Annotated in this window: 10 protein-coding genes and 2 pseudogenes; 2 read left to right on the forward strand and 10 right to left on the reverse strand. The window is 62.4% G+C overall.

Annotation, left to right across the window (positions count from 1 at the left end; all coding sequences use genetic code 11):
* A pseudogene (locus FSO04_RS43540) lies at positions 1 to 197 on the forward strand (porin); the annotation flags it as partial.
* A gap of 256 nt (positions 198 to 453) precedes the next feature.
* Here the strand turns inward: FSO04_RS43540 and FSO04_RS43545 are convergent.
* The 3 genes from FSO04_RS43545 to FSO04_RS43555 all read right to left on the reverse strand — a co-directional run bounded on the left by FSO04_RS43545 (position 454) and on the right by FSO04_RS43555 (position 2,535).
* Positions 454 to 687, reverse strand: a complete 234-nt coding sequence (locus FSO04_RS43545) for a 4-oxalocrotonate tautomerase (protein ID WP_266258845.1) — start codon at positions 685 to 687, stop codon at positions 454 to 456.
* The gene (locus FSO04_RS43550) at positions 683 to 1,459 is read right to left on the reverse strand and encodes a class II aldolase/adducin family protein (RefSeq protein ID WP_154567522.1); all 777 of its coding nucleotides are present in this window, start codon (positions 1,457 to 1,459) and stop codon (positions 683 to 685) included. The genes FSO04_RS43545 and FSO04_RS43550 overlap by 5 nt, the downstream gene beginning before the upstream one ends.
* Before the next feature lie 131 nt (positions 1,460 to 1,590).
* Positions 1,591 to 2,535 carry an urea transporter gene (locus tag FSO04_RS43555; protein WP_154567523.1) on the reverse strand — a complete coding sequence of 315 codons (945 nt, stop codon included), beginning with the start codon at positions 2,533 to 2,535 and terminating at the stop codon, positions 1,591 to 1,593.
* A 261-nt stretch (positions 2,536 to 2,796) separates the two neighbouring features.
* On the opposite strand from FSO04_RS43555, the gene FSO04_RS43560 reads away from it, so the two are divergent.
* Positions 2,797 to 3,351 (forward strand): putative glycolipid-binding domain-containing protein, encoded by a 555-nt coding sequence (locus FSO04_RS43560; protein WP_154567524.1) that lies wholly within the window; start codon positions 2,797 to 2,799, stop codon positions 3,349 to 3,351.
* Here FSO04_RS43560 and FSO04_RS43565 read toward each other — a convergent pair.
* The 7 genes and pseudogenes from FSO04_RS43565 to FSO04_RS43595 all read right to left on the reverse strand — a co-directional run.
* On the reverse strand, positions 3,326 to 4,294 hold the full coding sequence (locus tag FSO04_RS43565; protein ID WP_168436024.1) for an alpha/beta fold hydrolase: 969 nt from the start codon (positions 4,292 to 4,294) through the stop codon (positions 3,326 to 3,328). The two genes, FSO04_RS43560 and FSO04_RS43565, sit on opposite strands and share 26 nt — an antisense overlap.
* Positions 4,291 to 5,172 carry a metal-dependent hydrolase gene (locus FSO04_RS43570; RefSeq protein ID WP_154567525.1) on the reverse strand — a complete coding sequence of 294 codons (882 nt, stop codon included), beginning with the start codon at positions 5,170 to 5,172 and terminating at the stop codon, positions 4,291 to 4,293. The genes FSO04_RS43565 and FSO04_RS43570 overlap by 4 nt, the downstream gene beginning before the upstream one ends.
* A gap of 63 nt (positions 5,173 to 5,235) precedes the next feature.
* Entirely contained in the window at positions 5,236 to 6,144 is a 909-nt protein-coding gene (locus tag FSO04_RS43575) for an SDR family NAD(P)-dependent oxidoreductase (protein ID WP_154567526.1), read from the reverse strand.
* A gap of 64 nt (positions 6,145 to 6,208) precedes the next feature.
* The gene (locus FSO04_RS43580) at positions 6,209 to 7,825 is read right to left on the reverse strand and encodes a flavin-containing monooxygenase (RefSeq protein WP_154567527.1); all 1,617 of its coding nucleotides are present in this window, start codon (positions 7,823 to 7,825) and stop codon (positions 6,209 to 6,211) included.
* 258 nt (positions 7,826 to 8,083) lie between these two features.
* Complete coding sequence (locus tag FSO04_RS43585) at positions 8,084 to 8,983, reverse strand: mechanosensitive ion channel family protein (RefSeq protein WP_154567528.1); 900 nt, start codon at positions 8,981 to 8,983, stop codon at positions 8,084 to 8,086.
* Positions 8,984 to 9,381: 398 nt separating this feature from the next.
* Positions 9,382 to 10,383 (reverse strand): sulfonate ABC transporter substrate-binding protein, encoded by a 1,002-nt coding sequence (locus FSO04_RS43590; protein WP_154567529.1) that lies wholly within the window; start codon positions 10,381 to 10,383, stop codon positions 9,382 to 9,384.
* 198 nt (positions 10,384 to 10,581) lie between these two features.
* Positions 10,582 to 11,301, reverse strand: a pseudogene (locus tag FSO04_RS43595) (MerR family transcriptional regulator); the annotation flags it as partial.
* Positions 11,302 to 11,386: the final 85 nt, after the last annotated feature.

Consider the following 11,386-nt stretch of genomic DNA (forward strand, 5'->3'; position numbering starts at 1 on the left):
CGCAGTACTACAGCCTCTCCAAGCGTACGGGGCTGTATGCGCTGGAAGCCTATCAGCGTGCGGGTGGCCAGACGATCGGAACGAACGGCAAGAGCATCATCAACGCAACGGCCGATATCGGCGACGGCCAGAACAGCGCGCCGTCCTCGTCACGCAGCCAGTTTGCTGCAGGCGTGGGCATCATCCACCGGTTCTAATTGCCAGGTGGCGTGGCGGCGTCTGTCGACGCCGCCACGGCGACGCGTTTCAGATACGCGTCGCTCAGAAGTTCCTGCGGCGCGCGCAACGCGCGCAGCATTTTCTGCGGCGCACGGACTTCGGTTCAGTCTTGACGCGCCCCGTCTCGCGTTACCGCCCACCGATTGACCCAGTGCCGGCTTTTTCAGCTCAGGGGGCGCGAATCTGTTGTGACAATCGGACAGAATTAAGACGCCAGATGGCCAATACGGACAATCACGCGTCCGCGTCGGACCACAAACGTCCACCCGTTGCCCAGTTTTCGCGCTTTACGTCGGTGAGGATGATGTCCACCGAGTTCGGTTCGACGCCGAGCGATTCGCAGGTCGCTTTGGTAATGGCTTCGACGAACTGGCGTTTCTGTTCCACCGAGCGGCCTTCGAAGAGTTCGATATGAAACGTGGGCATTGCGTGGCTCCGTGATAAGTGATGTTGAGAAGTGAGTTTAATCGCGGTACGTGCGATCGATCCGGTCTAGCTTGCGTAGCAACGCAGGCCATTCCAGCGCACCTTCGATCGCACCGCCGTCGTACAGTTGGTCGGCAGTGCGTGCGGCTACGGCATCGCCCGGCACGACAAGCTCGCTGCCGCATGCTTGCGCCTGCAACTGGATTTCACAGGCCTTGATCAGCGTCGCCATCAGTACATAGGCTTCGGCGACGGTGCGGCCGGCGGTCAACGTGCCGTGATTGCGCAACAGCATGGCTGGTTTGTCGGCGAGATGTGCGACGAGGCGTTCGCCTTCGGTCGGCGTAAAGGCGAGACCTTCGTAATCGTGATACGCGAGGTGGCCGTAAAAACGCAGCGCATGTTGCGACGCCGGCAGCAAGCCGGCCGGTTGTGCGGAAACCGCCACGCCTGCCGTATTGTGCAAATGCATCACGCAAAAAGCATCGGCACGTGCCGCGTGCACGGCGGCGTGCAGCGCGAAGCCCGTGGCGTTGACCGGATGCTCGCTCGCGCCGACGATGTTGCCTTTGATATCGATCTTCACCAGGTTCGATGCGCACACTTCGTCGAATGCGAGGCCGAACGGGTTGATCAGGAAGTGGCCGGGCTCGCCGGGAACGCTGGCCGAGATATGCGTGTAGACCAGATCGTCCCAGCCGTTGAGCGCCGCGAGGCGATAGGCGGCGGCCAGGTCGACACGGGTTTGCTGTTCCGCTTCGGATCTTTGCCCCGCCTCGGTGACGCGGCCAGTGGGTGTGTGGGTGAACGACATGTCTGTCTCCTGAGATTGCTTGATGGGCTGTGGTTGCGACTTGGGTCCATGGGCTAAACCCGCGGCGAGGATCTGCACTCAAACCTGCGGCTTAAGCCCGTGCCCCAAACCTGCAACCCAAACCCGCTGCGCTAACCCGGGCGCCCGACCGACATCGACGAGGTGACACGCCTTCCGGCTTCGACACGCTTCGCCGCTTCGGCCATGGCCGTACCGCGCGTAAAACGGCCAGTGAGCCACTGCATGCTCCACGTCGCGAGTACGAACGGCGCGGTCAAGGCCGGCAACGCATAGTAAGCGGCCGCCATCTGCAGCACGACCGAAAGCACAACACCGCCAAGCGTCATCGCAATGCCGCAATCGGCCAGCGCGATCGCGGTCAGCGCGCCGTTGAATCCTAACAGGCCTGCGTCGAACGAGCTTGCACTCGCGCCGAGCAGCAGGTGCATGACGCTCGCGACGCCCGCGCCGACCAGCGCCCACAGCGCGTGCCGTCTTGACGCAGCCGCAATGCCGATCAATACAAGAAAACCTGGCAACGCGCCGGACGCAAAGCCGGTTTGCGCGAATCCGGCGAATAAGCCGCTGCCCAATTGCACCGCGCTGAGCGTGGGCCCAGTGGCGAGGCTTGTTTGCTGGGCGACGCGAGTCACCAGCGGCAGCCAAAGCCACGTGACGATCAAACAGGGGCTGGAGAAATAGCCGAGACCACGCGCGCGCAACCAACGCGACCACGGTTCCAGCAGCCATGCCGTGCCCGTCGCGGCCAGAATGTCCACGGCGGCGGCCGTCGCGTTTTCGGCGATGAAGCTGAACGCGGCGAGACCGGCCAGCGCGCCATTGAAGCCGTGCAGGCCCGCGCGAGTGTCGTGCTCGCGATAGCCGGCCAGTACTGCGCTCACGTTGGCCGCAATCGCGCCGATCAGCGCCGCGCAGGCGAGGCGCGGATCGCATAGCAGCCACGCGCCGAGCAGGCACGCGCCGGTGAAGGCGTTCGGTTGCAGCACGATCTGGCCGAAACTGCGCAGCAAGGTGCGCAAGGCGGCGGATTGTGCTTCGGTTGCGGCGGCGTGCATGGTTTGAGGGTGGCGAATTCGATGCGGCGCGACTGTGCTGCGGGCAGGTAAGGCGCGCGCAGCGGGTCAGGTTGAGAATGAACCGCGAGCATAGGCTACTGGCGTCGCGCCGGGCATCGCCGCCGTTGATAGTGGCTATTTGCGACACTTGCGCGCCAGAGAGCCGAAAGCCGAAAAACGATGCGTCGGCGAACCGAAAACTTTCGCGCTACGATAGAAACCCGGCGCGTTTGCCGCGCCGTTCCACAAGGAGACAGGCTGATGCGTGAACTAAGGTGGGCATCGGAAGAGGGCGACGGCTTCGAACATCTGGCGTTCGACGCGCGCACGGACGGCTTTGCAGTGGAAAGCGTCCTGGTCGGGCAGCGCTACGGCAAGGAATATGGCTTGCACTATAAGGTGCGCTGCGATGCGCAATGGCGCACCACATATGCGTGGCTGAAAATCGTCGGCGGCGCTGAGCTGGAATTGCACGGCGACGGAGCCGGCCATTGGCACGATGGTCATGGCCTCGTACTGAGCGCGATTGAAGGGTGCATCGATATCGATATCGCCGCCACGCCCTATACGAACACGTTGCCGATCCGCCGGTTGCAACTGGCCGAAGGCGAGCGTCAGCCGATTTCCGTGGCCTATATTTCGACGCCGGATTTACAGGTCACGCGTGCCGAGCAGGCGTATTCATGCATCGAGTTGAATCGCGTGTATCGCTATGAGGGCATCTTCCGCAATTTCACCGCCGACCTGACGGTGGATGAAGACGGCCTCGTGATCGACTATCCGACGCTGTTCACGCGTCTGCCGCGCGAGCGTTGACCGTCGAGGTGCCGGGGCCGCCGTTGTCTGCTGGCTGCTGCAACCGGTGCTGCTCGACAAAGCGCTCGATGCCTGCCGCGATACGCTCGGGTTCGCGCAATACGACCCAATGGCCGGCATCGATTTCAGTGCGGCTATACGGGCCGAGCCAGCCTTCGAGTCCAATTGAGAGTTCGGGCCCGACGTAGCGATCGCGCAGCGGCACGATGAATTGCACCGGCGCATGCGCATGGCGCGCACGCGGGCGCAGCAATTTGTCGATGAAATTGGCGCGATAAAGATTCAGGCCGTTGATCGCATTGCGCATCTGCGCAGGATCGCGTTCAAGGCGCACCCGTTCGGTCAGGCGCAGCCATAACGGCCACATGCGTGCGCCGCCGGCGCGCCATACCAACTCCGGCAGCAACGGCACGTGAAAGAAGAAGATGTACCAGGATCTGAGTGTTTGCCGAAGGCCGCTGCCGAACGGGCGCTTTGCTGCGTGATGTGCATCGGACTGTTCCGCACGATCGGCGCCGGCGCCGCGTAAGCCGAAAGACGCATGATCGAGGCACGGCCCCGAGATTGACGTGTACGACGCAATGCGGCCTTTGAACGCCGGGTCAGTGACCGCTTCCCAGCTTTGAATCGAACCCCAGTCGTGGCCGACCAGGTGAAACGGCCGCGCGCCGCACGTTGCATCTGCGACGGCCGCGAGATCGGCGGCCAGTCGTTCGAGCCGGTAAGCCGCGCGCGACTCGGGTGCGTCGGATGCCCCGGCGCCGCGCACGTCATAGCTGATGACGCGGTAGCGCGCGTCGAGTTGCGCGCGCACCGGTTCCCACACCGCCGCCGAATCCGGATAACCGTGCACCAGCACGATCGACGGCGCGTCGCGCGGCCCACTCACATAGACCGCGAGCCGCACGTCGCCGGCCTCGACCGACAGCGAGTCGCGTATCACGCGGCCGCCTGCACGCCGCGTCGCGCGGCCTTGCGTGCGCTTGGCGTGGTCGCGTTGGTGGCGTCGACCGCGGCGATGAGCCCGTCGATGCGCGACAGTTGCGCGCGATTGTCGTGATCCCACGGATGGAAGCCCGGCCGGAAAAAGCTCAGCCATTCACCGGCAATACGCGGAAACACGCCATGACGCGGGCCGTACAGATACTTCACGACGCGCCACATGCCGCGGATATGGCCGCCGCGTTTGCGATCGGCGATTAGCAGGCGCACGTGGAAGTCGAACACGATCAGCCAGAAGGTCAGCGTAGTGGCGAGCATCGTGCCGGTGCGCAGCAGATAGCGTCCGAGGCCGGGCTTCAGTACCGCATTCCACACGTCGTACGAAACCGATTTGTGTTCGGTTTCTTCGAGCGCATGCCACGTCCACATCTGCGTATAGCCTTCGACCGAACCACCGATACGCGATGCGTCCTCCAGCAGCAGGCCCGCCAGCATCGCCGTGTAATGCTCGAGGCAGACCGTGACCGCGAGTTGATACGAATGTGGCAGGATCTTGCGGCCAAAGTTGAGAATCGCCCACAGCCGCTTGTCGAGCTTATGCGCGGGTAGACCGGCTTCCTGCAACAGATCGTTGTATTCGATGTGCTCGCGCGTATGCATTGCTTCCTGGCCGATAAAGCCGAGTACCTGCTTCTTCAGCACGGGGTCGTCGATCTGGTAGCGGTAGTTGCGCACGCTGTCCATGAAGAAACGTTCGCCGGCAGGGAATAGCAGCGAAAGCGCGTTGAAGAAGTGTGTCACATGCGAGCCCTGCACGTGCCAATCGGAGGCACGTTCGGGCGGCAAGTTGAAGCGGAGGTCGCGGCGAACCGGCATCATGGCCATTCTCCTTGTAATCCTTTATGTCCTGTTGATCGTGCTCGTCGTGTGGCGGGCGGCGCATCACGCGCGCCGGCCGTCCACTTGCGCGGCGCGGCGTGCGCGCTTTTCCGCAATGCGTTTCATGCGGCGCGTCTGCATCACGACCAGCGCCTGATAGGCTGCCGGCAACGTACGCGCCAGCCAGTCGGCGGCGCGTGCATCGCGGCCGATCAGCACGCGCCGCTTGTTCTTGCGCACGCCGTCGAGAATTACGCGTGCGGCTTCGTCGGCGGTGGTGATGAAAAACTTCTCGAAGTCGTCCTTGCCTTGCTGTTCGTTTTCCAGCATGAAGCCGACCATGTTCGACGAGATCCGGCTCGACTGCGCGATGCTCGTGCGAATGCCGCCCGGATGCACGCAGGTGGCCGACACACCGCACTTCATCAGATCGAGTTCCTGGCGCAATGCTTCGGTAAAGCCGCGCACGGCGAACTTGGTCGCGTTGTAGCCGCTCATGCCGGGCTGCGAGAAGAGGCCAAACACACTCGATGTATTGACGATGTGTCCCGCACCGGATGCCTTGATATACGGCAGAAACGCCTTCGTGCCGTGCACCACGCCCCAGAAATTGATGCCGACGATCCACTCCAGGTCGGCGTACTCCATGCCTTCGATGGTGCTCGACAATGCCACGCCCGCGTTGTTGAACACGAGGTTCACGCACTGATGCTGCGCGGCCGTTTCGGCGGCCCATTCGAACATCGCGGCGCGGTCCGACACGTCGAGCACACGCGTGGTGATGCGCAGCGGCGAACCGACGATATGCGGCGCGGCAGCCTGAGCGAGTTGCGCGGTTTCGGCGAGGCTCGCGGCATTGCGATCGGCGAGCGCGAGGTGGCAGCCTTCGCGCGCCAGCCGGATCGCGAGCGAACGGCCCATGCCCGAGCCTGCGCCGGTGATCGCGGCTACTCTGTCGGTGAAGTTCTTCATTGGCTTATCTCCTGTCCTCTCTGAACGGTGCCTTGTCGTTATGTTTATTCGGGTCGTGCTTTTATCAGGTTGCTTCCGCGGATGTCGTGGGTGCCCTGGTGGCCACATTCCCGTGTGCATGCACAGGCTGTTGTTGCGAACTCCCATGTCCACTCAGCGCTTGCGCCGCGGGCGAATACGCGAGGTAATCGTCCATGCTGAAGGTGCTGGTCGCCTGGCGGAATTTGTAGGCGAATCCTGGCCACAGCGTGGTGTTCTTGCCGGTCTTCGGATCGAGATACCAGCTCTTGCAGCCGCCCGTCGACCAGATCGCGCGGCCGAGTTTCTGCTGGATCTGTTCGTTATAGGCACGCTCGACATGCGGACGCACTTCGATCGCATCGGCGCGTTCCGCGTTCATCGTCTTCAGCGCTCGCAGCACGTACTCGACCTGCGACTCGATCATGAACACCATCGAGTTGTGACCGAGGCCGGTGTTCGGTCCGACGATCATGAAGAAGTTCGGATAACCAGGCAGTGTCGTACCGAGATACGCATGCGCGCCATCGCGCCACGTATCGACGATATCGACGCCGCCACGGCCACGCACCACGCCCGCCGGAAACGGATCGGCCACCTGAAAGCCGGTGCCGAAGATCAGGCAATCGGCCGGATGACGTGCACCGTCGGACGTGATCACCGCATCTTCTTCGACGCGGGCGATGCCGGTGGTCGTCACCGACACGTTCTGGCGAGACAGCGCCGGGAAGTAGTCGTTCGAGATCAGGATGCGCTTGCAGCCCATCGTGTAGTTCGGTGTGAGCGTGGCGCGCAATTGTGGATCGGGCACCTGGCGACGCAGATGCCGCTCCGCGACTTTCTGCGCGGTCTTCATCAGCGAAGGATGAATCGCGAAGCCGAAGGCGCGCGATTCGAGCATGCAGTAGAGCGCCGAGCGCATGATCTTCTGCGTGAACGGCAGATGCTTGAACAACCACTGTTCAAACGGTTTCACCGCGCGGTCGGCCTTGGGCATGATCCACGGCGGCGTGCGCTGGAACAGGTTCAGATGCGAGACGCGCGGCGCGATCTGCGGCACGAACTGGATCGCGCTCGCACCGGTGCCGATCACGGCGACGCGTTTGCCTTCGAGCGGATAGGTGTGGTCCCAGTGCTGCGAGTGGAACGCTTTACCCTTGAATTTCTCGATGCCGGGAATGTTCGGCAGGGCCGCGCGCGATAGTCCGCCCATGCCCGAGATCAGCACTCGCGCCGACCATTGCTGGCCGTTCGCGAACGTCAGTTGCCAGCGGTGGCGGGTTTCGTCGTAGATCGCGGAGGCCAGTTCATGGCCGAAGCGCAGATGACGCTGGATGCCGAAGCGTTGCGTGCATTCTTCCAGATATGCGCGAATTTCCGGCTGACGCGCGAACATGCGGGTCCAGCGCGGATTCGGGGCGAAGGAGAACGAATAGACGTGAGATTGCACGTCGCAGGCACAACCGGGGTAGTGGTTGTCGCGCCAGGTGCCGCCGACCGACTCGGCCTTTTCGGCGATGATGAAATCAGTCATGCCGGCTTGCCGCAGGCGAATCGCCATGCCGAGACCCGCAAAGCCGGAGCCAATGATGGCGATATCGGTATCGACGGGCGCGGATGCGTTGGGCGCCGCGTCGTCGGGGGGCATCATGCGTGCGTTCATCCGATCCGTCTCCTTGTTGTTTGCTCTTAACTGTTACATTGGTTGATGTAACAATAGAGGCTGTCAACGGATGACGCAAGCAGCGGGTTAGACGGGGAACTCTATGACGTGGAGAAGGTTGTGGCACAAGACCCAGGCGGGCACGGCGCTGGCCGGAGCGGGCTTCGAGACTGATGCAGGAGGCTGGGTCGTTCCGTTATGTGAAAAATTCCGGGCGGATTCGCTTTGGAAACCCGCCCGGCTTGCAGCTTTGACGCGTTATTGCATCGCAGTCTGCGGCGCGGCAGTTGCGCGAGTCGCTGCAGACTCGTCCGGGTCGTTGTTTTGCACGATATGCAGTTCACGTGTGCGAACCGGCAAGCCGCATTGCGCGTCGTTGAGCGTTTGACGGACCTGGCGAGCGAGGTCCCAGCGCATGTCCCAGAACGCGTCGATGGTGGCCCACACGCGGATGTTCAGGACCACGGTGCTGTCGTCGAAACGGGCCACCATCACCTGCGGCGCGGGCTTTGGCAGCACGCGCGGGTCGGCAATGGCGAGATTGCGCAGTGCGGCCAGGGCCTGGTCGACGTCGTCACGCACCGAGATTTCCACTTCCAGGTCGAGGCGGCGAGTCGGATTACGGTTGTAATTGCGGATTGAATTGCTCCAAAGCGCGCTGTTCGGCACGTATTCGCAAATGCCGTCGGATTTTGTGAGGCGCGTCGTGAACAGGCTGATTTCTTCGACGGTGCCCGAGACGTTGCCCGTGCCGGCCTCAATCGAATCGCCCACCTTGAATGGCCGCAACAGCAACAGCATGATGCCGGCCGCGATGTTTTGCATCGTGCCCTGCAACGCGAGACCGATAGCGAGGCCGGCGGCGCCGAGCACGGCGACGATGCTTGCCGTCTGGATACCCAGTTGCGACAGCGCGCCGATGATCGAGACGACGCGAATGCTCCACAGGCAGGTGTCGCAGATGACCGGACGCAGCGTGGCGTCCATGCGCGATTGGCTCGCGAGCAGCCGGTTGAGCGAGCGTGCGACGCGGCGGGCGACCCACCAGCCCACCACCAAGATTAATGCGGCGGCGCACAGGTGCATCGAGATCGTGGTGAGTGCGTCCCAAAGGAAGGCCCACCGGTTGGAGTGGATCCCAGCGAGTAGATTCTGCATGGCCTTGAAGGTCCTGATTTATTAAGCGGCGGCGAGTTGTTCGCCGTGTGGTTCATAAAAGCGTGAATACCGCGCCTCCGCGTAACGCGAGCGACGAACAGGTATCCGGAAAATGACGCGCTTGAAGCGTGCGGAGAAGGGACCGCTTCGCAACATGAAAGTTCTACCGGTGCAACCTTTTTGACAGATTGAGTTTCCGGATGCGAAGGGCGGGCAGCGTCGCGAAAGGACGTGGGGGGAGCGTGTCGTTATGACCCCGTCATCGATTGAATGACGGGGGCCAGTGAAACGTGGCGTCGAGCTGAGAAATTATTCATCGAGCTGACCTGGTGTCATGGCTGGATTTGATATGGATGGCGAAGTAACCGGTCATGCTGTGTTATTCGAGCCGCCGACGTCTATTTCCCCGCAAGACTGGCTGCAATCTCGCGGTTCTGCCAGACGTTGTCCTTCACCGTGATTTTCTGCGGAATCAGATGCGCGCCGTAGAACGCATCTGCGACGACCTGCTGCGAGCGCACGATCTCGCCGGTCACGGCGGTGGTGCCGTACGGATAGCGGCGCACCCAGGTTTCGACCAGCTTCTGATCGAGACCGACCTTCGGCGCGATCAGCGCGGCAGTTTCCACCGGATGGTCATTCACCCATAGGCCTGTGGTGCGCAACTGCCCAAGAATCGCTCCGATCACATCCGGATGCTGCTGCGCGAAGTCGCGCGTGGCCTCATAGAAGTTATAGGGGCTGTTGAGCTCCGAATAATCGACCAGCGTGCGCGCCTTCAGCGCCTGCTGTGCGGACGCGTAGTAAGGGTCCCAGATTGCCCATGCATCGACGGTGCCGCTTTCGAAGGCGGCGCGCGCATCGGCGGGTGCCAGATAGACCGGGCGAACGTCTTCGTAACGCAGGCCGGCTTTTTTCAGCGCTTCGAGCAGCAGATAGTTCGCGCTCGAACCCTTCTGCAGCGCGACGCGCTTGCCCTTCAATTCCGCCACGCTATGCAGCGCGGAATCGCTTCGGACCAGAATCGCTTCGGCATGACGCCCTGACGGCTCCGCGCCGACATACACGAAGCGCACGCCACCGGCCTGTGCGAACACGGGTGGCGGCGCGCCGGTGTAGCCGAAGTCGACGCTGTTAGCGTTCAGCGCTTCGAGCAGTTGCGGGCCGGCCGGAAATTCGAACCATTTGATGCTGTAGCCGAGCGGCTTGAGCTTTTCGTCGAGTGAGCCTTGCGCCTTGAGGATCGCGAGCAAGCCCGACTTTTGATAGCCGATGCGCAGCACGTTGGCCGGCTCGCTGCCGTTGCCATTGCTGCTGCTCTGCGCGGTCGCGCTGAATGTGGTGAGCGCCGCCAGCAACGCGGCGGCGACGTGTAGCGAAATACGGGTATGACGGGACATGCTGCGAATCTCCATTGCGTTCGATTAGTCGAAGATCGTCGCATGGACGTCCCGCCGATCAAACGAAGCAATGCAGATTTGAATATGACGCGCGCGAACGGCCGGGGCACGAAAGCGCCTGCTTGCGCGCGGAATGGGAACGCGCTTGCCGCGCACGTGAGCAGCACCGCTAGCGGGAGCAAATGGCCGCGTGTAACGCTATTTCCTGGATTTATCTTTCTTTGCCGCTGTGCCTTCGGGCGCGTGTCCCAGCTTCTTTTCCATGATCGCCGCGACACGGTCGCCGAGATAATCGCCGGAGGCTTCTTCCAGTGCGCGGTTCATTTCGCTTTCCACCAGCACCATGGCCAGCGGTCGCACACGCCAGATCGCGTCGACCAGGGCGGGCACATCGGCGGGCGGCGGCAGGGCGTCGGCGTCATAGCGATCAAGTTGACGGACCACCAGATCGACCAGCGCCTTGGCGACCGCATTGAAATGCGGTCTGGCGATACCCACGGCGTCGAGCAGGTCGGCGAGCGGAATGCCTTCCTTGGCCATGGTCGCGCCGGCGGCCAGCGCCGTCGGGCTGCCGGACACGAAGGAGAGGCCGTCGCGCTCCAGCAAGCCCAGATCGACCGCTTTGCCGAGGGCGCTCGGCGAGGCTTTGTCGCCGAACATTTGCAGCAGTTCGAGCAGCGAGTATTTTTTCGGCCGTTCGCGCGACCAGCGGCTGCCGATCGCGGTTTCGAGGCCGAGGATCGAACGCAGATCGTGGCCTTCGTCGACGGCCATGATCAGATCCTGGATGTTCGCGAGCGTGTAGCCGCGCGTGAGCAGATGGTTGATCAGCTTCAGACGCGAGACATGCGTATCGTCATACACGCCGACCCGGCCGCGCTTTTCCGGCGGCTCGAGCAGGCCGCGGTCCTGATAGGCTGTCTCTTATACACATCTAAAAAAAAAAACAATAAACACAAAAATGCAACTCACTTAACGATACATAGCTATTGACTACACGTAA

It is taken from the genome of Paraburkholderia madseniana, assembly GCF_009690905.1.
In the GTDB taxonomy this organism is placed as follows: Bacteria; Pseudomonadota; Gammaproteobacteria; order Burkholderiales; family Burkholderiaceae; genus Paraburkholderia; species Paraburkholderia madseniana.

Coding starts and splice junctions, on each gene's coding strand:
- FSO04_RS43550 (WP_154567522.1), bottom strand. CDS start 1,459: ATGTCGTTCACCCACACACCCACTGGCCGCGTCACCGAGGCGGGGCAA.
- FSO04_RS43555 (WP_154567523.1), bottom strand. CDS start 2,535: ATGCACGCCGCCGCAACCGAAGCACAATCCGCCGCCTTGCGCACCTTG.
- FSO04_RS43560 (WP_154567524.1), top strand. CDS start 2,797: ATGCGTGAACTAAGGTGGGCATCGGAAGAGGGCGACGGCTTCGAACAT.
- FSO04_RS43570 (WP_154567525.1), bottom strand. CDS start 5,172: ATGATGCCGGTTCGCCGCGACCTCCGCTTCAACTTGCCGCCCGAACGT.
- FSO04_RS43575 (WP_154567526.1), bottom strand. CDS start 6,144: ATGAAGAACTTCACCGACAGAGTAGCCGCGATCACCGGCGCAGGCTCG.
- FSO04_RS43580 (WP_154567527.1), bottom strand. CDS start 7,825: ATGAACGCACGCATGATGCCCCCCGACGACGCGGCGCCCAACGCATCC.
- FSO04_RS43585 (WP_154567528.1), bottom strand. CDS start 8,983: ATGCAGAATCTACTCGCTGGGATCCACTCCAACCGGTGGGCCTTCCTT.
- FSO04_RS43590 (WP_154567529.1), bottom strand. CDS start 10,383: ATGTCCCGTCATACCCGTATTTCGCTACACGTCGCCGCCGCGTTGCTG.